The organism is Curtobacterium sp. L1-20 (genome assembly GCF_048755855.1).
In the GTDB taxonomy this organism is placed as follows: Bacteria; Actinomycetota; Actinomycetes; order Actinomycetales; family Microbacteriaceae; genus Curtobacterium.
In genome coordinates this window covers 1,619,864-1,645,337 of record NZ_CP151473.1, presented here as the reverse complement: position 1 = coordinate 1,645,337, position 25,474 = coordinate 1,619,864, and the positions used below count along the sequence as shown (strand labels likewise).

The window sequence follows — 25,474 nt, the reverse complement described above, 5'->3', positions numbered from 1 at the left end:
CGGGACGCGAGCCGGCGCGGTTACCGGTACGTCGCAGCCTGCCCGTACAGCACGTTCGTGAAGGACGACACGTACGCCGACTCGTCGCCTCCCGGCAGGTTGTACGTCATGAACACGCCGTAGCCGTCGGCCTTCGTGCGCTGGGCGAGGGACACCGCCGTCGCCTGCGGGGTGTTCTGGATGTCGACCGCTGCCGCCGACAGCGACGCCTTGCCGAGCCCCGGGATCGACGGCGCCGAGTAGGTGCCGTAGTACGGGTTCCAGGCGTAGTCGAGCTGCGACCCGATCGTGCTGCTCGACGACGACAGCGCGGTCGACGCCGGGCCGATGTCGTAGAACGAGATGAGCTTGCCGGGCATGTTCGCGCGGAGGGCGCTGATCAGCCAGCCGATCGACTGCTGGTTCGGCTGCGGTGTGCCGTTCACGCCGTAGTCCGAGTACTCGTCGTCGAGGTCGACCCCGTCGAGCCCGTACTTCTTCACCGTCGCCGCGACCTGGGCGGCGAAGTCCGCCGCGGCCGCCTGGGTCGGGAAGTTCGCGATGCCCGCGCCCTGGTGGTTGCCGAGGACCGACAGCGACACCTTGATGCCCTTGGCCTGCAGCGGACGGATCTGCGTGGCGGCGTCGTCGAGCGTGCGCTGCACGTTCTCGTTGTTGACCAGGACCGCCTTGCCGTCCTGGTAGTTGATGTTCGCCGCGAAGATGATCGCGACGTCGAACGCGTTGGCGCCGTTCGCCAGGGTGTACCGGCCGACGTTCGCGAGCTCGTCGTTGTTGACCTCGACGTACGCGATGCTCGTCGGCCCGGACTTGGTCGGTGCGGCGTGCGGCTGCTTGCCGTGCCCCACACCGTGGTGGGCACCGGCGCCGTGGGCGAGCCCCGTGGGTGACGGCGCCGCGGAGGCCGCGGCCGGCACCATCGGTGCGACGACCATCGCGGCGAGTGCCGCGACGATCCCGAACTTCATCGTCTTCTTCATGTCGCTCCTCGTCGAGTGGACGACCCGACCGGCGGACGCCGGCCGGGGACCGCCGCCGGGACACCCGGAGTCCCGGCGGCGGGGTCTCAGCCGCGGACGCGCGGGTAGCGGAAGGTGCGGACCTCGTAGGCGTCGACGGCGAAGGAGGTCGCGTCGGTGTCGGCGAGCGCCTCCTCGAGCAGGGTCACCTCGGCGCCCGGACCGAACGGTCCGTCGACGGCGATCGCGGCGGTCCCCCGCCGTCCGACCGGCTCGTAGACGCGGACCACGAGGTCGCCGGAACGGTCGTCGGCGAGCTTGACGCTCGACAGCACCGCGCCACCGGACACCCGCACGAGCGGCTCGAATCCGTGTGCGCCCGGCACCGTCCGCACGCTCGCGTTCATCACGACGCCGGCCGCGGTGGCGCCGAGCTGGTCCGTGCCGACGACGATGCCGTAGCGGTGCGTCTGCACGCCCTGGTCGGTCTCGGGGTCGGGGAACCGGGGTGCGCGCAGCAGCGAGAGCCGCACGGTCGTGGTGACGTGGCCGTCGACGGCGTCGCGCGTGGTGTCGAACCCGTGGATCGAGTCGTTCACGAGTGCGACGCCGAAGCCGGGCTCCTCAACGAGCACGTACCGGTGCATCGAGGTCTCGAACTTCGCCGCCTCCCACGAGGTGTTCGTGTGCGTCACCCGCTTCTGCGCGCCGAACTGCGTCTCGGCGACGGTGTGCTCGGCGCGGACGTCGAGCGGGAACGCGACCTTGAGGAACTTCTCGGTCTCGTGCCAGTCCGTCACCTGGTCGAACTCGACGGTGCGGGAGCCCGGTGCGACCACGATCTCCTGGGTGACCGTCGAGTCGCCGAACGCACGGGCGACCACGACGTGCGCGACGCCCGCCGCGTCGACGGAGGCGTCGAGCGAGGTCACCGTGACGAGGTCCTCGACGCGGTTCCGGTAGTACCGGTCGACGTCCCACGCGTCCCACATGTTCGGGAAGTCCTGGTGCAGCTGCAGGAGGTTCGCGGCCTGCCCGGCAGCGATCGCCTCGCGTCCGCTGGTCAGGTCGACGGCACTCGTCACGAGACCCTGGGCGCTGACGGTGACCCGCACCAGCTCGTTCGCCAGCACGTACCCGCCGTCCTGCTCGGTGAGCGTGACCGGCACCGTCGCGGGGACGTCGGTCGCCGCGACCGCGCCCTGCGCTGGTGCGCCGGCCTGGAGGAACGGGGCCGGGTTGACGACGACGGTCGCGTCCCCGGCACCGGCCAGTGCCGACAGTGCGTCCTCGATGATCGCGGACAGGCGCGCGGCCGTCTCGGCGTACTTCGCGACCGCTTCGCGGTGCACCCAGGCGATCGAGGTACCCGGCAGGATGTCGTGGAACTGCTGCAGGAGGACCTGCTGCCAGAGGGCGTCGAGCTCCTCGTACGGGTAGGGGTGATCGGAGCGCGCTGCTGCGGTCGCGGCCCACAGCTCGGCCTCGATCAGCAACTGCTCGCACCGGCGGTTGCCCTGCTTCGTCTGGTGCTGGCTGGTCAGGGTGGCGCGGTGCAGCTCGAGGTAGAGCTCCCCCACCCACACCGGCGGGTCCACCAGCTCGGACTTCGCGCGGTCGAAGAAGGCGTCGGGGTGCTCCCACCGCACCTTCGCGCTGCCCTCGAGGTCCGCCAGGCGCCGAGCGGTGCCGGTCATCTCGCGGGTCGTCCCACCACCGCCGTCGCCCCACCCGACGGGTGCGATGGACCCGGTGGCGAGCCGGTTCTCGCGGAACTGCCGCGAGGCCTTGGCGACCTCGCTGCCGGACAGCCGCGAGTTGTAGGTGTCCATCGACGGGAAGTGCGAGAACACGCGCGAGCCGTCGATGCCCTCCCAGAGGAAGGTGTGGTGCGGGAACTTGTTCACCTGGTTCCACGAGATCTTCTGCGTGAAGAACCACTCGAAGCCCGCGCGGCGCATGAGCTGCGGCAACGCCGGCGAGTACCCGAAGCTGTCCGGCAGCCAGACGCCCTTCGGCCGGATGCCGAACTCGCGCTCGAAGAACCGCTGGCCCTGCGAGAACTGGCGGACGATGCTCTCACCGGTCGGCATCACGGTGTCGGACTCGACCCACATCCCGCCGAGGGGCAGGAACCGGCCGGCCTCGACCGCGGCACGGACCCGGGCGTAGACCTCGGGGCGGTGCTCCTTGATCCATGCGTACTGCTGCGCGCTCGACATGCCGTAGAGGAAGTCGTCGGTCTGGTCGATGAGCTCGGTCATCGTCGACGTGGTGCGGGCGACCTTGCGGATGGTCTCGCGGACGGGCCAGAGCCAGGCGGAGTCGATGTGCGCGTGGCCGACCGCCGAGATGGTGTGCGCCGACGCTTCGGCGGGTGCGGCGAGCACGTCGGCGAGCGCCGCACGGGCGTCGCCGGCGGTCTCGGCGATGTGCTGCAGGTCGAGCCGGTCGAGGGCGTCGTCGAGCGCCTGCAGGATGCGCATCCGGCGGGGTCCCTCGGGCAGCTCGGCCTGCAGTTCGAGCAGGACGTCGATGTCGAGGGCGAGTTCGTGCACCTCGGACTCGAACACCGCCAGGTCCATCCGGCGCGAGGTGTAGAGGCGCTCCGGCGAGGACGTCTCGACGTCGCCCTCCTGCGTGACGAGGAAGGGGTGGTAGTCGAGCAGGACGGGGTTCGACGCCGCCTCGACGAAGAGCTCGACGGTCTCGCCGCCCTCGGCGCGTTCGGTGACGAGCACCCACTGGTTCCGCGGGTTGATCGACTTCACCGGGGTGCCGTCGGCGAGGTAGACCAGGCCCTCGCACTGGAAGCCGGGCATGTTCTTGTCGAACCCGAGGTCGACGACGGCCTCGACGCGCCGTCCGGCCCACGCCGTCGGCACGGTGCCGGTCAGCCGGAACCAGGTCGTGCCCCACGCGGCGCCCCAGGTCGTGCCGACCGCGTAGGGCTCGAACGTCAGCGCGAGTCCCTCGGCCGGTGGGATCGGCTCCCCGGGCAGTTCGTGCCACGCGGTGTCCAGCGGTGTCGCCGTGGCGTGCACCGCGGGCAGGATCCGCTCGTCGAGGACGCGTCGCGCCCGGCCGGTGGTGAGGGGGATGTCGTCGTGCATGGGGACCTTCCTGGTGGCGGGAGGGCCGGCGTCGGTGCCGGCGGCAGGGCGGGTGTCGGGTGGTTCGGTCGAGCGGTCGTGCGGGGTGGATCGGGTCAGGGCATCGTCGCGGGGTGGGCGACGGTGAGCGCGGTGCCGTCGAGGTCGTCCGGCACGTCCACGGTGCTCGTGATCCCCCGGGACCGGACGAGTGCCTCGTCCGCGAGCCGGGAGCGCAGGACGACCTGCGGACCGCGTCCGTCGGACGACTGCTCGGCGAGGGCGAGCCACGCGGCGGCGAAGCGTCCACCGGGCGCGCAGTCGGCTCGCGTGCCGTACCGGGGCGACCCGTCGGGGAGCACGTCGTCGAGGACGAGCGCGGTGGCCGGTGCCGCCGTCGGGGCAGCGGCTCCGGACCGGGCGAGGGCGGCGAACGCCTCCCCTGCCGGCTTGAGCCGACCGTCGTTCGTGAACAACCCGAGGTCGTACTCCAGCTCGGGGAAGTCCGCGAGCGACCGGGAGACGTCGTGCGAGCACCACCAGGTGACCCCGAGGACCTGCTGGGCGCCGAGGACGTGCCGGATGGTCTGCTCGGTGAAGGACGCCGCGTCGGCGGGCGCGACGACGTTCGTCGGTGCGCCGACCTCCTGCAGCCAGTTCGGTCGGGCCGCGTCGCGGTTCCAGGCGGCGGCTAGCTGGAGGAGGTACTCCCCGTGCCGCACCGAGCCGGGGCCGAGCGCGCCGTGGAGCGCCGCGGAGCCGTTGAAGACCCACGAGTGCGTGACCGTGGCGTCGCCGTGGTCCGCCGCTTGCTCCGGGCCGAACGGCTGCGCGTCGTCGTACCAGGCCGCGTCGTACTGCGCGACGGTGACCAGCGGCCCTGGACGCTCGCCGTCGGCGGGGGCGGGCGGCGGGGCGGACCCGTGCCGCGCCTCCGGGCCGACGGAGCCGGCCGCGCCGGCTGCACCGGCTGCACCGGACGACAGGCCGTCCCGCGCTGCCGCGACCATCGTCGCTGCCCACGCGTGCCCCTGCTCCGCCGTCGTGGCGTGGGGCGTCGGGTGCGGCGCGTGCGCGAACTGGTTCACCTCGTTGCCGATGGTGATGCCGAGCAGGTTCGGCCGGTCGGCGACCGCCGCGGCGAGCGCTCGCACGTACGCGGCGGTCGAGGCGACCACGTCCGGGTCGGTGAACATGTTCCGCCGGTGCCAGCTCTCGAGCCACGACGGCACGAAGTCGAAGCTGGACAGGTGTCCCTGCAGCGCGTCCACGTTCACGTCGAGGCCGAACGACCCGGCGATGTCGACCACGGCGGCGACGTCCGCGAGCGCCGACGGCCGGATCAGGGTCCGGTTCGGCTGCACGACGGGCCACAGCGGGAAGATCCGCACGTGGTCGGCGCCGAGCGAGGCGATCGCCTCCATGTCGCGGGCGGTGTCCGACGGCGAGAAGTCGAGCCACGAGTGGAACCAGCCGACGGAGGGGGTGTGGTTGACGCCGAAGCGCATCAGCCCTTCACCCCGCCTTCTTCGACGCCCTTGAAGAAGAAGCGCTGCAGGACGGCGAAGATCACGGCGATCGGGATGAACGCGATCATGGTGCCGGCCGCGATCATCCGCTGGTCGGTCGCGAACGTGCCCTGCAGGTACTGCAGGCCGACGGTCAGGGTCAGCTTGTCCGGCGACTGCAGCACGATGAGCGGCCACAGGAAGTCGTCCCACGCGCCGATGAACGAGAAGATCGCGATCACCGCGATCGTGCCCTGGACGGCGGGCAGCGAGATGTACCGGAGGCGCTGCATCGCGTTCGCGCCGTCCATCACCGCGGCCTGGTCGATCTCCTCGGGGATCTGCCGGAACGCGTTGAACATGAGCAGGACGTTGAGCGCCGCGATCATGCCGGGGAGCGCGACGCCGACGAGGGAGTCGGCGAGGCCGAGGTCCTTCACGGTCACGAACTGCGAGATGATCGTCGCCTCGCCGGGCAGCACCAGGGTCGCGAGGAACAGCCCGAGCACCGCCTTGCGGAAGCGCCACTGCAACCGTGCCAGGGCGAAGCCCGCGAGCGTCGCGAACAGGATGTTGCCCAGGACGTCGATCGCCGCGACGACGAGCGAGTTGCCGATGTACCCGAAGACCGGGATGGCCTCGCCCACGCGCAGGTAGTTGCCGAACGTCGGCTGCGTCGGGATGAACGAGGGGTTCGCCGTGTAGATGTCCTCGCCGGTGCCCTTCAGCGAGGTGGACAGCTGCCAGAGGAACGGCCCGATCGTGATGAACAGCACCACGACGAGCAGCACGTAGCGGAGCACCTTCTCGCGGGTGGACATGACGCCCCATGAGGCGCGGCGGCGACGCGTCGGGCGGTTCCCGCCGTCCCGACCGGAGGCGCGCCCTCCGGTGGTCGCGCCGGTCACGTCCGGCGTCGGTGCGGCCGCGCCGGCGTTGCCGCCGATGACCGGCTCGGTGGTGCTGGTCGTGTTGCTCATCGGTCCGCCTTGCTGTTCATCCGCGCGAGCGCGAGCATCGGGATCAGGGTCACGACGAAGAGCAGGAGGCTCAGGGCCGAGGCGTACCCGAGGTTGCCGGTGAAGCCGCGGGCGTACTGCTGGATGAGCATGACGAGCGAGTTGTCCTGCCCGCCCGGTCCGCCCGTGCCGTTGGTGAGGATGTAGAGCTCGCTGAACACCCGGAGCGCGGACACGCACACCAGGATGCCGACGAGGGTCATCGTCCCGCGGACGCCGGGCATCGTCACGGACCAGAACCGCCGGACGGCTCCGGCGCCGTCGAGCGCCGCCGCCTCGTGCAGGTCCTTGCCGACGTTCCCGAGGGCGGCCAGGAAGATGATCATGTAGTACCCGAGTCCCTTCCACACCGTCAGGCTGATCGCGCTGAAGACGAGCAGCCACCGGTCGGTGAGGAACGGGATGGAGCCCTGCACGATCCCGAGCGACTGCGCCATCTCGTTGATGACGCCGCGGTCGTCGAGGATCCAGTTCCAGATCAGCCCGACGACGACCGCGCTCGCGATCACCGGCGTGTAGTACGCCGTCCGGAAGAAGGCGATGCCGGGGAGCTTGCGTTCGACGAGCACCGCCATGAGGAGCGGGAGGACCGTCAGCAACGGCAGGCACACCGCCATGTAGATGACGCTGTTGAGGAGCGCCTCCCACACCTGCGGGTCGGCGAGCAGGGTCTGGAAGTTGTCCAGCCCCACCCACCGGCTGACGCCACCGAGCGGGCTGGCGTTCGTGAACGACAGCCGGACGGTGTTGATCGACGGCCAGAGGCTGAAGGCCAGCAGCCAGACCAGCGCCGGCAGCACCAGCAGCCAGGGTGTGAACCAACGGTTCGCGCGCATGACGGTCCTCTCCGCTTCTCTCGGTGACCCGGATCAGCCGTTGGCGAGCAGGGTGTTCATCTTGGTCTGCGCGGTCTGCAGCGCCTTCTCCGGCGTCGTGCCGCCCTTCATCGCCAGGGCGATCTGCTGGTCGAGGAAGTCCGTCATCGCCGAGTTCGCCTCGACCGGGTTGAGGTTCTTCGCGGTCTTCAGCGCGTCGTTGGCGAGCACGCGGGCCTTCGCCTCGACGGTGCCGTCGTCCTTCGAGAAGTACGGGTCGGACTGCGACGACGTGGTCGACGGGAAGATGTTGACGAGGTGCGCGAACGCCTCCTGGTTCTTCGCGTCCGTCATGAACCGGGCGAGCGCCTCCGCCGTGGCGACGTGCTTGCTCTTCGCGCTGACGCTGAGGCCCTGCACGTAGAGCGGCGGGTTGTCCAGCGCCGGCGAGACGATGATGTTGCCCTTGAGCGACGGGTTGTTCTTCTCGAAGTCGCTGATCGCCGTGGCGCCACCGGTGGTCCAGGCGACCTTGCCCTGCGTGAACAGGGTCGAGTTGCCGAGGTAGTCGGTGTTCAGGACGGAGGACGGCATGAGGCCCTCCTTGTACGCCTTGGCGTACTTCGCGATGAGGTCCGCGGCCTTCGAGGAGTTCGCGAAGGTGAACTTCGTGCCCTGGTCGTTGATGATCTTGACCCCGGCGAGCGAGAAGTCGGACAGGCCGGGCTTGCGGCTCATCAGGTAGTCGTCCGGGCACTTCTGGTGCATGGTCTCGGCCTGCGAGAACAGCTCGTCGGTGGTCTTCGGCGGGTCGGCCGGGTCGAGGCCGCACTTCTGGAACATCGTCTTGTTCCAGTAGTCGACGTCGGTGTTGAGGTACCACGGGTAGCCGAAGGTGCCGTCGACGCCCTTGTAGTTGTACGCCGCCAGCGCGCCCTTCACGTAGGTGCTGGAGAGCTTCGTGTCGTCCTTCGCGACGTCCTGCAGGAACCCGCGCTTGGCGAGGGGGAGGGCGATGTCCGGCGGCAGGTTGATGACGTCCGGCAGCGAGTTCGAGGACGCCTGGCTGAGCACCTTGTCGGCGTACCCGTCGCCGGGCTGGTCGACGAGCTTGACCTTCGCCTTCGGGTACTTCGCCTCGAAGTCCTTGACCACGCCGTTGAGGTAGTCCGTGTAGGTGGGGGTGAGCGCCCAGGTCTGCAGCGTGATGGAGCCGCTGACGTCACCGCTGCCGGTGCTCGCTCCGCTGCTGCCGCTCGAGCACCCCGTGAGGACGAGGGCGGTGGCTGCGGCGCCGGCGAGCAGCGCGATCGCGCGGCTCGTGGTGGTTCGTGTGGTCGGTCTCATCGCGTCGGACTCCCTTGTGCTGACGATGTCTGCTGACGTGGTGTGCGGTACGCCGTGCGTGAGCGCACCGCGTCGTGCTGCTGAACCGGTTCAGTGGATCGCACCGAACCATCGCGTGGCAGCGACTATGAACGACTAAAGCGCTATAGTCAACCCCGTGGCCACCAAGCGTCGAACGACGATCGCCGACATCGCCGCGCGGGCCGGCGTGTCCATCAGCGCCGTGTCCTTCGCGCTCAACGACCGCCCCGGCGTCTCCGACGAGACCCGCCGTCGCGTGCGCGAGGTGGCCAGCGAACTCAACTGGCAGCCCCACACCGCGGCACGGGCACTCGGCGGGGCGAAGGCCGGCTCGATCGGCTTCGTCCTGAACCGTCCGGCCCGGACGCTCGGCACCGAGTCGTTCTTCGGCGACCTGATCTCCGGCATCCAGCTCGGCCTGGCCGGCAGTCACGTCGGCATGAACCTGCTCGTCGCCCGCGACGCGACGGAGGAACTCGAGACCTACCGCGACTGGTGGCGCGGCCACCGGGTCGACGGCGTGATCGTGATCGACCCCCGACGGGACGACGACCGCCTGACCCTGCTCGCCGAACTCGGCATGCCCACGGTCGTCGTCGGGTCGCACCCCTCCCCCGACGGTGCGGCACCGACGGTGTGGATCGACGACTCGGACGCGACCGACACGGTGCTGCGGTACCTGCACGCCCTCGGGCACCGGCGGATCGCGCACGTCGCGGGTCGGCCGGAGTTCGAGCACACCGCGATGCGGACGGACCGGGTGCGCGCGTTCGCCGCCGCCGAGCACCTGGAGGACGCGGTGTCGATCCCGACCGACTACTCCGCCGAGGCCGGTGCGACCGCCACCCGGACGCTGCTGTCGCGGAGCACCCGGCCCACGGCGATCGTCTACGACAACGACGTGCTCGCCGTCGCCGGGCTCGGCGTCGCCAGCGAGATGGGCGTGGCCGTGCCCGGGGACGTCTCGATCGTGTCGTTCGACGACTCCGCGATGATCCGGCTCGTCCGCCCGGCGATCACCTCGCTCACCCGCGACACCGTCGAGCTGGGGCAGCGCGCCGCGACCCTCCTGCGGGAACAGATCGACGCCGGCGTCGTGCTGCCGTCACGACCCGGGCCGTCGCTGACGCTGAGCGTCCGCGAGTCCACGGCGCGCGCTCGTTCCTGATCGGCACCGCCGACACGCCGATCCGCTGTCACGAGCGCGCGGATCCCGCGCGGTCGACTTGACGACGGTTCGAACACACGTTCGAATACCATCGTGGGACGGCGTCGCGAGAACCGGTGGCAGCCCCCGGAGCACCCGGAGGTCGAACGCCCGCGCGCCTACTCGCTGTCCGAGGACGCCCGCGGGCCCGACGTCTGCCACGCCGTGACCCCCGTGCCGGTGTGGGCGTGGATCCAGTTCCCCACCTTCCACGTCCGCGTGAAGGCGTTCGCGAAGAGCTGGACACGGGACGCCGTCCTCGTCGAGTGGGCACAGTTCGGACAGCAGGCGAACGCGTGGGTGTGGCGGTCGGCCGTGAAACACCGGACACTGCGCACCGACGCCCGGACGCGCAGTCCGGAGAACGCACCACGTTGACTTCACCCGGCATCACGAGGATCGTTTAGCGAACACCGGTTCAGCAACTAACTCACTGATCGAGACATTCGGTTCGAGTGCTGATGCGGGAAGGAGGCACCAATGAAGAAGAGCGAGGTGCCGTCCTGGGTTGCACACGTGCTCACCCCGCCCGAGGTCATCGCGGCCTACGTCGAACGCCGGGTCAACGACCCGTCGCTCCTGACGGGTGAGCAGACGGAACCCACGTACGCGGACTTCCTCCGCGACGAGTAGGCGGGTCTTCCAGGAGGCGCGGACCGCGTCCGTCACGGACGGCGCGGGTCCGCGCCTCCGGTTCTGCCCGCACGGCCGCGTCCGTCACGACGGCGGGGTCCGCACCGCCGGTCCTGCCAGCACGGCCACGTCCGTCACGACGGCGCGGGGTCCGCACCAGCGGTCCCGCCCGAACGACCGCGTCGTGCCGACAGCGTCACCCCGACGCTCGCCGTGGTGACGCACGCCAGGGCGACGACCTCGAGCAGCGCGAGCCGCTCGTGCAGGATCGCCAGCCCGGCGAGGGCCGCGATCGCCGGACCGAGGCTCTGCAGCACGCCGAACACGCGCGTCGGCATACGCCGGAGCGCGAGCATCTCGAGCGCGTAGGGCAGGACGCTCGACAGCACCGCGACGGCGCCGAACACCGCCAGCAGCACCGGCTCGCGGACCACCCCGTCGACGGCGGAGCGGAGCCCGAACGGCAGTGCGACGACCATCGCCACGAGCATCGACACGGCCAGCCCGTCCACACCGGGGATCGTCGCCCCGACGTGCCGGTTCATCACGATGTAGCCCGCCCAGCACGCCGCGGCGAGGACCGCGAACACGACGCCGCCGACCGCGGTGACCGCCGCAGGACCGACCCCGAGCAGCACGACGCCGGCGAGCGCCAGCAGCGCCCAGGTCACGTCTCGCCAGCGCCGCGTGTGCACGAGCGAGAGGGCGAGCGGGCCGAGGAACTCGATGGTGACCGCGACCCCGATCGGGATGCTCGCGAACGCCACGTAGATGAAGACGTTCATGCCACCGAGGGCGAGCCCGAGCCCGGTCGCACCGAGCCACTGCGACCGGCTCCAGGTCCGCACCCGCGGTCGGACGACGAGGGCCAGGACGACGGCGCCGATCACCAGGCGGAGCGTGGCCGCACCGACGGATCCGACCTCGTCGAAGCGGGTCTTCGCGATCGCGGCGCCGAGCTGCACGGAGACCATCGCGGCGAGCGCGAGGACCGGTGCGGGGACGCGGTTCACCGGCGGCTCGTCACCCGAGGTACGCGAGGACGGCGAGCACACGGCGGTGGTCCTCGCCGGTGTCCTCGAGCGCGAGCTTGCCGAAGATGCTCGACACGTGCTTCTCGACGGCCCCGGTGCCGATGACCAGCGCCCGGGCGATGGCGGCGTTCGTGCGCCCCTCGGCCATGAGCCCGAGGACGTCGCGCTCACGTGGCGTGAGCGCGGCGAGCGGGTCGCGTCGACGGCTCATGAGCTGGGTGACGACCTCGGGGTCGAGCACGGTGCCGCCGGCAGCGATGCGGCGGACGGCGTCGTCGATCTCGTCGAGGCGGGTGACGCGGTCCTTGAGCAGGTACCCGATGCCGGTCGCGCCGGCGGCGAGGACGTCCTCGGCGTAGGTGGCCTCGACGTACTGCGAGAGCAGGAGCACCCCGGTGCGCGGGGACAGGCGACGGGTCTCTACGGCGGCGCGGACGCCTTCGTCGGTGAAGGTCGGCGGCATCCGGACGTCCATCACGACGACGTCGGGTGCGTGCTCGGGCAGCGTGGCGACGAACGACACGGCGTCGGCGTACTGCCCGACGACGTCGATGCCGGCTTCCTCGAGGACCCGTGCGAGCCCTTCGCGCAGCAGCACGGCGTCGTCGACGACGACGGCCCGGATGCGTGCTGCACCCGGGCCGTCGCTCATGCCGACCAGCCTAGTGGGAGCGGTCCCGCTCCCGCGGCGTCAGGACCGCGACACCGGCACGCCGTTCAGGGCGCCGAGCGGGATCCGCGCCGTGGCCTCGGTGGGACCGCCCTCGGGGCTGGACACGGTGAGCTCGCCGTCGAGGGAGCGCATGCGGCCCATCAGGCCCTCGATGCCGTGGCCCTCCTGCGGTCGGGCGCCGCCGCGGCCGTCGTCGGTGACGCTCACCGTCAGGTACCAGACCCCGGACGCGTCGACCACGAGCCCGAGGTACACGCCCGCCGTCGACGCGCCGGCGTGCTTCGTCGTGTTCGTCAGCAGCTCGCTGACGGTGAAGTACACGTTGCGCTGGATCTCCGTGGCGAGCTCGAGCCCCTCGGGCAGGCGGACGTCGAGGCCGACCGCGATCGGCGTGCGGGCGACGAGCGCCTCGAGTGCGGCGACGAGGCCGCGGTCGAGGAGGATCGGCGGGGCGAACCCGCGGGACAGGGCGCGCAGTTCGTCGAGGGCGTCCTTGGCGTGCTCGGAGGCTTCGCCGATCAGCCGCTTCGCCTTCTCCGGGTCCTTCTCGAACGCGCGTTCGGCGGCGGACAGGTCCATCCGGAGCCGGACGAGCCGCTGCTGCGGACCGTCGTGCAGGTCGCGCTCGATCTGGCGGAGCGCCTGCCCCTCGGCGGTCACGGCGCCGGCGCGGGACGCCTGCAGTCCGGCGACGCGCTGCTCGAGCTGCTCGGCGCGGAAGCCGCCGAGCAGGCCGAAGTCGATCCAGTAGTGCGCGAGGACGGAGCCGCGGGACCACAGCGGGAACAGCACGACGGCGGCGGCCGCGCTCACGACGCAGGCGATCGCGCCGAGGACCCACGCCCAGCTCTGGTCGATGCTGTTGAGCGCCAACCACTGGTTGATCTGCCACCCGTACCGGAGGGCGGTGAAGCCGGCCACGATCGGGCCGAAGAACCCGACGACGAGTGCCGCGCCCGCCCCGACCGTGACGAGCGCCGCCAGCGGGTGCACGACGGCCGCGTGCAGCAGGTACAGCCAGTAGTGCGGGTTCGCCACCGCGGAGCCGGTGCGCGTCCACCAGTTCTGCTGCCAGCGCGGCGTCCAGTCCACCGGTCGGATCGGCCGCGGGTCGGCCCAGCCGATGCGCAGCTTCTCGAACTGCCCGAGCCACCGTGCGACGAACAGCGCGATGAAGAACATCAGCAGGACGAACGGGTTGAGGAGGTCGCGCGCCCCACCGCCCAGGATCGCCGCCGGGAACACGAAGTACAGCGTGCAGAGGAGCACCGCCGTGAGCGCCATGTAGCCGAAGTCGCGGGGCAGTCGGCGCCACGCCTCACGGTAGAAGGCACCGGCGGTCATCCCGCTGCCGGAGCCCGATCCGGACCCAGCTCCGGGGCCCGTCGGCGGCGGCGTCGACGACCACGACGACGGCGGTGCGTCCGTGGCGGCGTTCGGCGGGGTGGGCATCGGTTCGGTGGCTCCTGGCGGCAGGTCGTCGTGCAGCGGGACGGTGTCGGCCTGGTCGAGGCGGGCGGTGTCGGTCATGACACCAAGCCTCGCGACCGCGGACCCGATCCCCCATCCTGCACTCTCCCGGAGTCGGGGTGGGGTTATCCCCCGCTTCGGAGTACCGTGCCCGACATGCAGCACGTCACGGGGGTTCGGACGGTCTCGGGGGCGGCCACGGTCGCGGCACTGGTCTTCGGCGCGCGGGGGCTCCTCGGCGGCCTGCCGTTCGCGTGGGACGGGCCACGTGCGGTGCTGCTCGTCGCCACGGTGGTCGCCGGTGCGGCGGCCGTCCTCGTGCTCGTCGCCGCGGTGCGGGCACGCGACCGGCGGGCACTCGCGCTCGCCGTCTCGTCCCTGGCGTTCGCGCTCGCGTGGGGCGCGCCGTTCCCCGTCGGGACGGCACTGTACTTCGTCGCCCAGGCGGCTCTCGTCGCCTTCGGCGTGCTGGCCGTCCGCACGGCCCGGGGCGTGCAGCGCACGCTCGGCTGGGTCGTCACCGTCGCCGCCGCGCTCTGGTTCGTGGTCGGCCTGGTGACGCAGACCGTCCCCCCGCTGTCCACGTCGCAGGAGTTCCTGGTCGTCGTGTACTCGATCCCCGGGCTGCTCCAGGCGGTCGCGTACCTCGCGGCCGCGGTCCTCGCCGCGGCCCCGCTCCTGCGCGTGGTCGGTGCCGGGGCCGGCCGCCTCTGGGACACCGCTGACGTCCGCTGACCCGGCCGGCGGTGCCGGGTCAGGCGGACAGTGACGCCAGACGCGCGTGCCGTCGCGCCGCCTGCTCGACGGGGTCCGGGACCGGCGCGGCCTGCACGAGCCGCCGCGTGTACGGGTCCTGCGGGTCGCGGAGGATCGCGTCGCACGTCCCTTCCTCGGCGATGCGTCCGCCGTGCAGGACGACGACCCGGTCGCACAGGGTGTCGACCACGGCGAGGTCGTGCGTCACGAACAGGCAGGCGAAGCCGAGCCGCTCCTGCAGTTCGCGGAAGACGTCGAGCACGCGCGCCTGCACCGACACGTCGAGTGCGCTCGTCGGCTCGTCCGCGATGAGGAGCGCCGGGTCGAGCGCGACGGCCCGTGCGATCGCGACGCGCTGCCGCTGGCCACCGGACAGTTCGTGCGGGTACCGCTCGCGGAAGCCGCCGTCCAGCCCGACGTCGTCGAGGAGGCGCTCGACGCGGGCCTCCACCTCGGCCGCCGGCAGCCGGAGGATCTGCCGCAGCGGCTCGGCGACGGTCTGACCGACCGAGTACCGCGGGTTGAGGGACCGCAGCGGGTTCTGGAAGACGACGCCGACGCGTCGCCGCATCGCGTTCCGGACGCCTCGGCTCGCTCCCGCGACGTCGGTCCCCTCGACGACCACGGACCCGCTGGTGATCGGCGCGAGACCGACCGCAGCCCGTCCGATGGTGGTCTTCCCGCTGCCGGACTCCCCCACCAGGCCGACGATCTCACCGCGTCCGACGGTGAACGACACGTCGTCGACGGCGCGGAACCTCCCACGCAGCGCGCCCCCGTACTCGACCACGAGGTGCCGGACGTCGAGGACGGCGGGGCCGCTGACCTCGCTCGCGGGCTCGTCCGGCGCGGGACGTGCACCGTCGGCGGGGAGCCCCGGGACGTCGCGCGCCCGGTCGGCCCCGGTCCCCATGCGCGGGACCGCGGCGAGCAGCTCGCGCGTGTAGTCGGCGGACGGCGCACCGAGGACGTCGTGGACGCCTCCGGTCTCGACCACCCGGCCCCCGCGCATCACGACCACGCGGTCGGCGACGTCGGCGACGACCCCCATGTCGTGCGTGATGAGGAGGATCGCGGTACCGGTGCGCTCGCGGAGGGCACGGAGCACATCGAGGACCTCGGCCTGCACGGTGACGTCGAGCGCGGTGGTCGGCTCGTCGGCGATGAGGAGGTCGGGATCGGCGGCGAGTGCCATCGCGATCATCACGCGTTGGCACTGCCCGCCGGACAGCTCGTGCGGGTACTGGCCGAGGCGGCGCTCGGGCTCGGGGACCTCGACGGCTCGGAGGAGTTCGGCGCAGCGGGCACGGACGGCGGCCCGGTCGAGGGAGCCGTCGGTGCGGCGGACGGCCTCGGCGAGCTGGAACCCGACCGTGTACACGGGGTTCAACGCTGCCGAGGGGTCCTGGAAGATCATGGACACACGGCGACCGCGGACCTCGCGGAGCGCGCGCTCGTCGGCGTCGAGCACCTCGAGGTCCCCGATCCGGATGCTGCCGGACGCCCTCGCACCCTCGGGGGCGATGCCCATCGCGGTCATCGCCGTCATGCTCTTGCCCGAGCCCGACTCACCGACGACGGCCACCACCTCGCCCCGGCCGACGGCGAACGAGGCGTCGTCGACGGCGCGCACGACTGCTCCGTCGACGTCGAACGTGACGCTAAGGTGGTCGACGGTGAGGACGTCGTTCATGGGGTCTCCGATGGGTCGGTCTCGTCGCGGGCGGCCTTGAAGGCCTCCCACTCCTCGAGCATCTTGAAGTGGTGGCCGCGCAGCCACTGCATGTAGTCGCGGCCGTTGCGGAGGCGCTCGCGGACCTCGGCGTCGACGTCGCCGTCGCTCGCACGGCCGCCGGACTCGACGATGGCGAGCCCGCGGCCGATGATGTCGCGCTGCCGGTCCAGGTAGCGCCGTTCCCCGGCGAGCCAGGAACCCCACACGTCGGCCTCGGCGCGGAAGTAGTGGCTGCGTTCCCCCGCGACGGTGTGCCGCTTCACGAAGCCGCTGTCCACCAGCCGCCGCGTGGCCATCGAGATCGAGCCGGAGCTCGCCCCGAGCGCGACCTGCAGGTCGGACGAGGACGAGTGCGGGGCCCGGGTCATCATGAGGTACCCGAGGACGCGCGCGTCGGTGAGCGGCATCCCTGCGATGTCGCTGAACATGAGGGCGAACTCCTCGACGAACGCCTGGCGCTCCGGTTCGAGGACGACGTCGTCGCGCGCGTCGCGCACGTCGTCGCGCGCGTCGCGCACGTCGTTCCGCACCGACGTGCCGTCCCCGGCGCTCATGCCTCGAGGCCAGCCGCGACCGCTGGCGACTCGCTCGGGATCGTCCACGGTTCCTGCGTCATGCCACCGCCCGCGCGGATCGCCCGCACCGCGCCGTCCGCGTCCCGGTCGTACGTGATGTCCTCGTCGACCGAGCCGAAGCGGTTGCCGTGGGTCATCCGCAGCGTGTCCGCGTCGACCACCTCGAGCCGCGTCGGCGACTCGAGCGGCGCGGGGGCCGAGGGGTCGATCTCGACGAGCCGGTCGCCGATGCGGGCGACGTCGGTGACGCCCCACGGGTTCGCGAAGCGTCCGGTGAACGACGACGCGTCGACGTCGTCCGGTACGGCCGCACCCGGGGCGCCCTCCGCGGCCGCCGCGTCGAGCAGGGTGATGATCGCCGTCGCGATGAGCGTCGCAGGCCCGGCCGCAGCGCTGGTGAGCACCGAGACGACCAGACCGGACTCCGGGTCGAACATGGACTGCGTGATGTGGCCGGGGAAGCCGCCGGAGTGACCGCGGATGTCCCGCCCGCCGATGCGGTCGACGACGAACCCGGCGCCGTACCCGCGCTCGGAGTCGTCGTCGGTGGCGCTCCACGCCTTGCGCTGCGCGAGCCGCTTCGAGTGGTCGCTGAGCAGGGAGCCCTGCCCGATGACGTGCTGCGAGAAGTACCGGACCAGGTCGGACGCGGTTCCGTGGAAGCCGGTCGCCGCGGCCATCGCGCGGGTGTCGACGTGGTCGATCCGGCGGCGGGTCCTGGCCACGTGGAAGCCGGTGTAGCCGACCACGAAGTCGTCGGCGCGGGTCGGGTCCCAGTCCGGGCCGGTGTTCCGCAGGCCGATGGGCTCCGTGATCGACTGCCGGACGAAGTCGTTGTAGGACTGCCCGGACACCGCCGCGATGACGAGCCCGAGGAGCGAGTAGCCGAGGTTCGAGTAGTTGAACGAGGACCCCGCCGGTACCTTCTGCCCGCGGTCGAGGACGAGCGCGAGGAGCTCCTGCTCGTCCGGGAAGGGGTGCTTCAGCGACCAGTAGTCACCGTCGTGGCCGTCGCGGATGACACCGGCACCCATCTCCATGAGTTCCCGGACCGTGGCGTCGGCGAGCGGGGAGCCGCCCTCGACGAGCGCGGGCACGTACGTGCCGACCGTGTCGTCGAGTCGGAGCGACCCCCGCTCGACGAGCTGCAGGAGCGCGGTGGCCGTGAAGGTCTTCGAGTGCGAGGCGATGCGGAAGAGGTCGGTCGTCGTGAGCCGGCGGCCGGCTTCCACGTCCGCGTACCCCCAGGCCTCGTCGAGGAGCACCTCACCGCGGTACCCGATCGCGACCTGCACGCCGGGGACCCGCAGCTGCCAGACCTTGTACGACACCCACTCGTGGATGTAGGGCAGGGTCTTCCGGTACGCGGCGAGGGTGTCGGTCACTTGGGGGTCCTTCCGGGGACGGCGTGGATCGGTGGGTCGTGCGGCGTCTGGTGACGAGTCTGGCGGATCACCGGCGGCGCGGGTCGAGCGCGGCACGCAGCGTGTCCCCGAGGGCGATGACGGAGAGGACCGTCACCGCGAGGAACGCCGCGGGGGCGATGAGCATGTGCGGGGCCCGGAGGAACTGGCTCGTCGCGGCGGACAGCTGCAGTCCCCACGAGATGGCCGGACTCTCGAGACCGATGCCGAGGTAGGTCAGGGACGACTCCGACACGATGACGCCGCCGACGGTGATGGTGGCGAGGACGAGCAACGGGGAGATCGACGACGGCAGGACGTACCGGGTCGTGATCCGCCACGTCGACAGCCCCATCGTCCGGGCGGCGAGGACGAACTCCGCGTTCCGGACGCTCCGCACGCTCGACCGCACGAGCCGGGCCATGGTCGGCCAGCCGAACAGGGCGAGGACGAGCGAGACGGTGACCACCGAGCGCTCCCCCACGCTGTTGAGGACGACGACCGCGCCGAGCAGGAACGGGAAGCCGAGGAAGACGTCGGTGAGCCGCGCGAGCACGGCGTCCACCCACCCGCCCACCATGCCCGCGACGGTCCCGACGACGACGGCGACCACACCGGCGAGCACGGTGGTCAGCACCGCGACCGTGATCGACGAGCGCGTTCCGTACACGACGTTCGCGTACACGTCGCAGCCCTGCAGGTCGAACCCGAACGGGTGCCCGGTGGTCGCCGGCGCACCGCTCCGGCCGAGGTCGCAGGCGCGGGGGTCGCCGTGGCCGAAGAAGCCGGCGAAGAGGGACGGGAAGCAGGCGACGAGCAGGACGACGGCGAGGACGCCGGCGGGGAGCCAGAAGCCGGGACGTCGGACGGCCGACCGGAGCGGCCGTCGCTTCGTGACGACGGACTGCGGGACGGTCGCACCGATCGCGGAGGTGGTCATGCGGAGGCTCCTGTCCGGACGCGGGGGTCGAGGGCGGCATGCAGCAGGTCGACGAGCACGCTCGTGACGAGGAACACCAGGATGAGCGCGGTCGAGATCCCGACGACGACGGCGCCCTCGTGCGATCGGATGCCCTGGAAGAGCAGGTTCCCGACACCGGGCAGGTTGAAGATGCCCTCGACGATGACCGTCCCGCCCATCAGGTACCCGAGGTCGGTGGCGAGGTAGGTCGCGGTGGGGATGAGCGAGTTGCGCATGACGTGCACGCCGACGACGCGTCCAGGGGCGAGGCCCTTCGCGCGGGCGGTCCGCACGAAGTCGGCGTCGAGCGTCTCGATCATCGAGGTCCGGGTCAGTCGCGACACCGCGGCGAGGCCGAACAGCGCGATGACGAAGGCGGGCAGCAGGTAGGCGGTGGGCCAGCCCGCGGTGGCGCCGGCCACCGGGAACCAGTGCAGCCGGACGGAGAACACCAGTTGCAGGGCGACGCCGAGCACGAAGACCGGGACGGCGCCGACGACGATCGTGCCGACCAGGACCGTCTTGTCGAGGACGGTCCCGCGACGGAGCGCCGACACGACGCCGAGCCCGATGCCGAGGACGATCTCCATCGCCCACGCGGTGAGCGCGAGCGTGATCGTCACCGGCCAGCGCGACGCCATCTGCTCGCCGACCGACTGTCCGCTGAAGTCCGTGCCGAAGTCGCCGCGGAACAGTCCGCCGAGGTACTGCAGGTACTGCACCCAGAGCGGCTGGTCGAGGTGGTACTCGGCGCGCAGTGCCCGCACCACCGACTCGGTGAGCGGCCGGTCGCCGCCGAGCGCCTTGATCGGGTCGCCCGGGAGCGCGAACGTCATCGCGTAGATGAGGAAGGTCACGCCGAGGAAGACGACGACCAGGCCGCCGACCCGGCGGCCGACCGTGAGCGCCGAGCGCATCACGCGCCTCCACCGACCGGCACGACCGGTCCGCCGACGGTCACCAGGGACGGCCGGGCGGCGCGGGACGGGTCCGACACGTGGCTCGCGCAGGCGAGGATCGCGCCGAACTGCACCCCCACCAGCTTCGCGATCGGGATCGGCGCGGCGTCCGGCAGGACGTCCGCCTGCCACGTCGCGTACAGCTCCGCGAGGCGGTCGCGGAGGCGCCGCAGCGGCGCCGGCGCCGTGCCGGCGGTCGTCTCCGCCTCGAGCGCGCGGAGCAGCATGCCGCCGTAGCGGAGCCGGAAGCAGCGCACCAGGTCCTCGCACCCGAAGCGCTCGGCGGCGGTGGCCATCCGGTCGGCTGGTTCACGGTCGGCACGGGCGCGGTCCGTCTCGGTCATCCCGCCGATCATCGGGATGAACGCCCGTGAGCCCTCGAGGAACGGCGTCGCGACGGTGAGCATCGGCGTCGCGGCGTCGAGGATCTCCTGCAACTCGGTGCCCGAGGCCGCGAGGCCGTCCGCGCACCGCCGGAGCAGGTCCGCGTAGGACTCCGTGGTGACGCTCGGGTCGTCCGCGTCCGGGTGGCTCCAGTACGGCAGCTCGGCGACCAGGCAGAGCGCCCCGTACCGGGCCGCCCACGCGGCACTCGAGGCCCCGTGGATGTGCTCACCGGGGTCGACGCCGAGGCTCTCGAGGTAGTCGTAGGCGGTCTCGGTGCCGTCCAGCGCGAACACGGCCGGTGCGAACGCCCGCAGGTGCGGCGACTCCGGCTCGCCGGTGTCGAGCGGCAGCCCGAGCGCCTCCGGGACGGCGTGCAGGACGTCGATCACGTCGGGCAGGTCCTCGGACAGGTAGTAGTAGACCCCGCCCATCTCGCCGTTGTGCAGCGAGACGAGCAGCTCCGGACGGGTGTCGTCGATGAGCCGCATGAAGGCGAGGGTCTCCGGCAGCACCTGGTCGAAGTACACCGACTTGTAGGCGTTCGGGAACGTCCACTCGACCTGGCTGTCCGGGGCCGGCCGGTAGAAGTGCCTGGCGTAGTGGACCCGGTCGTGCGGGTCCGGGAACCACGCCTCGTTCAGCCGCATGCCGTCCGGGTCGATGGTCGGGACGATGTGCCACGTCGTGTCGAGCGACGCCACCGCCGCGACGTCGTCCTGCTCGGTGCTCAGCAGCCAGGATGCGAGGTGCAGGGCCGTCCACGACCCGATCGGTTCGTTCGGGTGCACGCCGCCGACGACGACGGCGGCGTGCGACCCGGAACCGATCCGGTAGCTGCGGAGGGGTTCCCCGAGCCGGCTGGTGCCGATCCGGGTGACCGTGACCTGCTCGGGGTGCGCTGCGGCGAGCGCGTCGAACCGGGCGTGCAGGTCGTCGACCAGGGGGAAGCCGTCGCGGTCGGGGACCTCGTCGACGAGGCGGAGGATGGTGCGCTGCTCCATGCGGTGGTGCCGGTCCCTACTTGACGGTGATCGCGGGGACGACCGGGCTGCCGTCGACGGCGGGCAGCGAGGCGATCTTGTCGCTCACGACGTACGAGTACTTGTCGAAGAAGGTGGGGACGACCGGGAAGTCGCGCAGCACCGCCTCCTGCGTCTGGGCGTAGTACTCGTTCGCCTCGTCCTGCGAACCAGCGGAGTCCGCCTTCGCGAGCAGCGAGTCGACCTCGTCGGACTGGTAGTAGCCGGTGCACGGTGCACATCCGCCGGCGCTGGTGAACAGCGCCCGGAGGGTGTTCTGCTGGCTCGCGTACAGCGCGCCCCAGTGCCCGAAGTGCGGCCCCTCGATCTTCTTGTCGGTGAGCTCCGAGTAGTACGACGCCCAGTCGGTGGTGGCCTTGGCCTCGGTGTCGACGCCGAGGTTCTGCCGGATCTGGTTGGCGTACGCCTGGTAGAGCGAGTCGAGGCCGTTGCCGCCCGGGTAGACGAGGGTGATCGTGCCGTCGAAGCCGCCGGCCTTCGCGAGGAGCGCCTTGGCCTTCGACGGTGAGAACTCGCACGCCTCGCCGCAGATGCCCTCCTGCGTGCCGGACATGCCCGGCGGCGTGAGCGCGGTGGCCGGTTCGTACAGACCGCCGTAGATCGCCTTGTTCACCTGCTTGCGGTTGATCGACATCGAGATGGCGCGGCGGACGTCCGGGTCCGAGTAGCGGTCGTCCCAGAGCGGGAACCCGAGGTAGTCGATGCCCGGAGCATCGAAGGAGTGCAGCCGGTCACCGAAGTCGCCCGAGGCGCTGGTCATCTTGTCGGTGGGCAGGAACAGGACGTCGGCGTTGCCGGCGAGCACGTCGGTGTAGGCGGTGTTCTGGTCCGCGTAGCTCTTGAAGGTGATGTCCTTCGTCTTCGCCTTCGTGCCCCGGTAGTCCTTCCACGCGGTGACCGTGAAGGGCTGGTTGGCCTTCCATGCGCCCTCCATCTTGTACGGGCCGTTGCCGATGGGCTTCGCGTCGTACGCCTTGAGGTCGTCGTACGCCGCCTCGGGCATCGGGTAGAAGCCGGTCTGGGCCTGGCTGAGCTGGAGCGGGAACTGGCTGTCCGGGTGGTCCAGGGTGACGGTGAAGGTGTCCTTCCCGGTCACCTTCAGCCCGGACATCTCCTTCGTCTTCGGGGTGCCCGAGGTCGGGTTGAGGTCCGAGTACCCGACGATCGCAGCGAGCTCGCCGCTGTTCTCCCAGGCGTTCGGGCCGTACGCCGTGTGGTTCCAGGCCTTCACGTAGCTCTCGGGTGTGACGGCCTCGCCGTTCTGGAACGTCCAGCCGTCGCGCAGGGTGATCGTCCACGTGGTGTTGTCGCTCGACTCGACGCTCTTCGCGGCGACGTCGTGCAGCTCCCCCTTCGCGTCCGTCTCGGTGAGCGGCGCGAACAGGCTCATCGTCTGGGTGAAGGCCACCGTCTGGCGACCGGGGGTCAGGTGGTCGGGCTCGCCGGTCGCGTAGACCAGGCTGCCGCCCGAGCCGGCTTGGCTGTCCGCCGTGCCGGTGGCCGAACAACCGGTGGCCACCAGCGCCAGCGTGGCCGCTGCGGCCACCGCGGCGATCGTCCTGCGTCGCATCGTGAACTCCTCGAGTCGGGGCGCGTCCGGTTCGGGCCCGGTCGTCGTAGTCCGTGACGGTAGGCGCGGCGCAATACCGAGCACAAGACATCTTTCAGTGATCTCTGAAACCTTTACCCGCCAGAAACACCCTCGAAACGACACCCGTCGCGGAGGACGGCGACCTGTGCCACGCTCGACCCATGCGACACACACCGCACTTCCTGATGACCGACGTCGACGAGGTGCGACGCCTCGTCGCGGAGAACCCGTGGGCGACGATCGTGTCCCACACGGGCGCCGGCCTGGTCGCATCGCACTACCCGTTCCTGCTCGAGGCGACGCCGGACGACGACGAGATCGTCCTCGTCTCGCACGTGGGTCGTCCCGACGAGCAGGCGCACGAACTCGGACAGCACGAGGTGCTCGTCGTCGTGCAGGGGCCGCACGGCTACGTCTCCCCCGCCTGGTACCCGCCGGAGCAGTTCGTGCCGACGTGGAACCACGTCACGGCGCACCTGTGGGGGACGCCGGAGATCCTGTCCGACGAGGAGAACTTCCGGGTCCTCGGCGAGCTCGTCGACCACTTCGAGCAGGTCATGCCGTCGCCGGTGTCCCTGCGGGTCGACGAGGAGACGGCACGTCGGACGGCGAAGGGGACCGTCGGCATCCGCATCCGGGTCACCCGCTTCGACGCGCGCGCGAAGCTGTCCCAGAACAAGGCGCCCGAGGTCGTCGAGCGCATCGTCGCCGGGCTGCGCGGGGACGGGCCGTACGCGTCGCCGGGGCTCGCCCACGAGATGGAGCGGGTGCACGGCCTCGCACGGGGAGCGGACCGGCCGTGACCGCGGTGGTCCACGACGTCCTGCTCCGCACCGTCCGCCGGGTGGGCACGTCCGGTGCTCCCTGCGACGTGCACGTCGTCGACGGGCGGGTCGTGACGATCGCCCCCGCGGGCACGCTCGACCCCGCGGGCGCCGACACCGAGGTCGTCGAGACCGACGGGGCATGGCTCGGCCCCGGGCTCGTCGACCACCACGTGCACTTCGACCAGTGGGCGCTCGTCCGCCGGCGCGTCGACGTCTCGGCCTGCGACTCGGCGGAGTCCACCGCCGCCCTCCTGGCGGACGTGGCGCGGACCGGCGTGGCGGACCGCGTGCTGGTCGGGCACGGCTACCGCGACGGGTTGTGGCCGCGCCCCGCACGACGCGAGCTGCTCGACCAGGCCGCGCCGGGCCTCCCGGTCGTCGTCATCAGCGGTGACCTGCACGCGGTCTGGTGCAACGCCCTCGCGCTCGCCCACTTCTCGCAGGCCGTCGGCCGCCCGCTGTCGGCGGGCGAGGACGGGGTCCTGCGCGAGCAGGACGCGTTCGACGTCACCGGCGCGCTGTCGAACGTCGCCGACGACGTGCTCGACGGCTACGTCGCCGACGCGGTCGACGCGGCGAGCGCCCGCGGGGTGACCCGCGTGGTCGACCTCGAGATGGTCTTCGGGCTCGATCGCTGGACCCGGCGTGTGCGTGCCGGGACCGACGGTCTCCGGGTCGGCTCCGGGGTCTACCCGGGTGAGCTCGACGCCGTGATCGCCCGCGGACTGCGCACCGGCGACGTCGTGGACGGGACCCGGGGCCTCGTCCGCATGGGACCGTTCAAGGTCATCACCGACGGGTCGCTCGGCACCCGGACCGCGGCGAACGCCGACGGTACCGGGGTGCTCACCTGGTCGTTCGAGGAGCTCGTGCCGATGGTCCGGCGCGCGGTGGCCGCCGGTCTCACCCCCGCCGTCCACGCCATCGGCGACCGGGCGAACACCGTCGCGCTCGACGTGTTCGAGGCCGTGGGTGCCCGCGGGACCATCGAGCACGCCCAGCTGCTCGACACCGCCGACGTCGAGCGCTTCGCGCGGCTCGGGGTCGCGGCCTCGGTGCAGCCCGAGCACGCGATGGACGACCGGGACATCGCCGACCGCCACTGGGCGGGACGGACCGACCGGGCGTTCGTGTTCGCGTCGCTCGACCGCGCCGGTGCCCGGCTGCTGCTCGGTTCGGACGCGCCCGTCGCGCCCCTCGATCCGTGGGTGTCGATGGCGGCTGCCGTCGGGCGCGACCGGGACGGCCGGGAACCGTGGCACCCCGAGGAACGCCTGTCGGCCCTGACCGCGTGGCGGGGCTCGACGGACGGGCGGGTCGCCGTCGCGGTCGGGGACGTCGCCGACCTGGTGCTGTTGGAGGCGGACCCGCTGGCCCCCCGGACCGCGTCGTCAGCACTGCGCGGGATGCGGGTGCTCGCGACGGCCATCGCGGGGCGGTTCACCCACCGGGAGCTCTGAGC

Annotated in this window: 22 protein-coding genes; 6 read left to right on the top strand and 16 right to left on the bottom strand. The window is 71.6% G+C overall.

All coding sequences use genetic code 11. The features are described 5' to 3' along the window. Positions 1-20 precede the first annotated feature (20 nt). The 6 genes from AAEP86_RS09325 to AAEP86_RS09300 form a co-directional block, all read right to left on the bottom strand. The gene (locus AAEP86_RS09325) at positions 21-980 is read right to left on the bottom strand and encodes an endo-beta-N-acetylglucosaminidase H (RefSeq protein WP_420370264.1); all 960 of its coding nucleotides are present in this window, start codon (positions 978-980) and stop codon (positions 21-23) included. An 86-nt stretch (positions 981-1,066) separates the two neighbouring features. Continuing rightward, entirely contained in the window at positions 1,067-4,072 is a 3,006-nt protein-coding gene (locus AAEP86_RS09320) for an alpha-mannosidase (protein WP_420370263.1), read from the bottom strand. A 95-nt stretch (positions 4,073-4,167) separates the two neighbouring features. Continuing rightward, positions 4,168-5,559 carry a glycoside hydrolase 5 family protein gene (locus tag AAEP86_RS09315; RefSeq protein WP_420370262.1) on the bottom strand — a complete coding sequence of 464 codons (1,392 nt, stop codon included), beginning with the start codon at positions 5,557-5,559 and terminating at the stop codon, positions 4,168-4,170. Then, entirely contained in the window at positions 5,559-6,539 is a 981-nt protein-coding gene (locus AAEP86_RS09310; protein ID WP_420370261.1) for a carbohydrate ABC transporter permease, read from the bottom strand. Before AAEP86_RS09310 ends, AAEP86_RS09315 begins: the two co-directional genes overlap by 1 nt. Beyond that, complete coding sequence (locus AAEP86_RS09305) at positions 6,536-7,414, bottom strand: carbohydrate ABC transporter permease (protein ID WP_420370260.1); 879 nt, start codon at positions 7,412-7,414, stop codon at positions 6,536-6,538. The genes AAEP86_RS09310 and AAEP86_RS09305 overlap by 4 nt, the downstream gene beginning before the upstream one ends. A gap of 33 nt (positions 7,415-7,447) precedes the next feature. Then, positions 7,448-8,740: an ABC transporter substrate-binding protein gene (locus tag AAEP86_RS09300; protein WP_420370259.1), complete on the bottom strand. Its 1,293-nt coding sequence runs from the start codon at positions 8,738-8,740 to the stop codon at positions 7,448-7,450. A 157-nt stretch (positions 8,741-8,897) separates the two neighbouring features. Here AAEP86_RS09300 and AAEP86_RS09295 point away from each other — a divergent pair, with 157 nt between their 5' ends. From AAEP86_RS09295 to AAEP86_RS09285, 3 genes are all read left to right on the top strand, one after another. After that, positions 8,898-9,929: a LacI family DNA-binding transcriptional regulator gene (locus tag AAEP86_RS09295; protein ID WP_420370258.1), complete on the top strand. Its 1,032-nt coding sequence runs from the start codon at positions 8,898-8,900 to the stop codon at positions 9,927-9,929. 93 nt (positions 9,930-10,022) lie between these two features. Next, complete coding sequence (locus AAEP86_RS09290) at positions 10,023-10,346, top strand: hypothetical protein (RefSeq protein ID WP_420370257.1); 324 nt, start codon at positions 10,023-10,025, stop codon at positions 10,344-10,346. Between the two features lie 102 nt (positions 10,347-10,448). Continuing rightward, a complete protein-coding gene (locus AAEP86_RS09285; protein ID WP_420370256.1) occupies positions 10,449-10,601 on the top strand; it encodes a hypothetical protein in 153 nt (50 codons plus the stop codon). A 134-nt stretch (positions 10,602-10,735) separates the two neighbouring features. Here AAEP86_RS09285 and AAEP86_RS09280 read toward each other — a convergent pair whose 3' ends face one another. The 3 genes from AAEP86_RS09280 to AAEP86_RS09270 are packed head-to-tail and all read right to left on the bottom strand — an operon-like array spanning position 10,736 to position 13,838. Then, positions 10,736-11,614, bottom strand: a complete 879-nt coding sequence (locus AAEP86_RS09280; RefSeq protein WP_420370255.1) for an EamA family transporter — start codon at positions 11,612-11,614, stop codon at positions 10,736-10,738. A 10-nt stretch (positions 11,615-11,624) separates the two neighbouring features. Further along, on the bottom strand, positions 11,625-12,287 hold the full coding sequence (locus AAEP86_RS09275) for a response regulator (protein ID WP_420370254.1): 663 nt from the start codon (positions 12,285-12,287) through the stop codon (positions 11,625-11,627). A gap of 39 nt (positions 12,288-12,326) precedes the next feature. Continuing rightward, positions 12,327-13,838 (bottom strand): histidine kinase, encoded by a 1,512-nt coding sequence (locus AAEP86_RS09270; protein WP_420370253.1) that lies wholly within the window; start codon positions 13,836-13,838, stop codon positions 12,327-12,329. A gap of 96 nt (positions 13,839-13,934) precedes the next feature. Here AAEP86_RS09270 and AAEP86_RS09265 point away from each other — a divergent pair, with 96 nt between their 5' ends. Then, complete coding sequence (locus AAEP86_RS09265) at positions 13,935-14,513, top strand: hypothetical protein (RefSeq protein WP_420370252.1); 579 nt, start codon at positions 13,935-13,937, stop codon at positions 14,511-14,513. Between the two features lie 19 nt (positions 14,514-14,532). Here AAEP86_RS09265 and AAEP86_RS09260 read toward each other — a convergent pair whose 3' ends face one another. The 7 genes from AAEP86_RS09260 to AAEP86_RS09230 form a co-directional block, all read right to left on the bottom strand. Then, entirely contained in the window at positions 14,533-16,227 is a 1,695-nt protein-coding gene (locus tag AAEP86_RS09260) for a dipeptide ABC transporter ATP-binding protein (RefSeq protein WP_420370251.1), read from the bottom strand. Further along, positions 16,224-16,823 carry a GbsR/MarR family transcriptional regulator gene (locus AAEP86_RS09255; RefSeq protein ID WP_420370250.1) on the bottom strand — a complete coding sequence of 200 codons (600 nt, stop codon included), beginning with the start codon at positions 16,821-16,823 and terminating at the stop codon, positions 16,224-16,226. Before AAEP86_RS09255 ends, AAEP86_RS09260 begins: the two co-directional genes overlap by 4 nt. Next, a complete protein-coding gene (locus AAEP86_RS09250; RefSeq protein ID WP_420370249.1) occupies positions 16,820-18,229 on the bottom strand; it encodes a serine hydrolase in 1,410 nt (469 codons plus the stop codon). The genes AAEP86_RS09255 and AAEP86_RS09250 overlap by 4 nt, the downstream gene beginning before the upstream one ends. A 67-nt stretch (positions 18,230-18,296) precedes the next feature. Then, positions 18,297-19,187, bottom strand: a complete 891-nt coding sequence (locus AAEP86_RS09245; RefSeq protein WP_420370248.1) for an ABC transporter permease — start codon at positions 19,185-19,187, stop codon at positions 18,297-18,299. Continuing rightward, positions 19,184-20,125, bottom strand: coding sequence for an ABC transporter permease (locus tag AAEP86_RS09240; RefSeq protein ID WP_420370247.1), 942 nt, complete (start codon positions 20,123-20,125; stop codon positions 19,184-19,186). Before AAEP86_RS09240 ends, AAEP86_RS09245 begins: the two co-directional genes overlap by 4 nt. Then, positions 20,125-21,555 carry a M14 family zinc carboxypeptidase gene (locus AAEP86_RS09235; protein WP_420370246.1) on the bottom strand — a complete coding sequence of 477 codons (1,431 nt, stop codon included), beginning with the start codon at positions 21,553-21,555 and terminating at the stop codon, positions 20,125-20,127. The genes AAEP86_RS09240 and AAEP86_RS09235 overlap by 1 nt, the downstream gene beginning before the upstream one ends. Positions 21,556-21,571: 16 nt before the next feature. Next, positions 21,572-23,164: a peptide ABC transporter substrate-binding protein gene (locus AAEP86_RS09230; RefSeq protein WP_420370245.1), complete on the bottom strand. Its 1,593-nt coding sequence runs from the start codon at positions 23,162-23,164 to the stop codon at positions 21,572-21,574. 182 nt (positions 23,165-23,346) lie between these two features. On the opposite strand from AAEP86_RS09230, the gene AAEP86_RS09225 reads away from it, so the two are divergent. Continuing rightward, a complete protein-coding gene (locus AAEP86_RS09225; protein ID WP_420370244.1) occupies positions 23,347-23,988 on the top strand; it encodes an FMN-binding negative transcriptional regulator in 642 nt (213 codons plus the stop codon). Then, positions 23,985-25,472 carry an amidohydrolase gene (locus tag AAEP86_RS09220; RefSeq protein WP_420370243.1) on the top strand — a complete coding sequence of 496 codons (1,488 nt, stop codon included), beginning with the start codon at positions 23,985-23,987 and terminating at the stop codon, positions 25,470-25,472. The genes AAEP86_RS09225 and AAEP86_RS09220 overlap by 4 nt, the downstream gene beginning before the upstream one ends. Positions 25,473-25,474 lie beyond the last annotated feature (2 nt).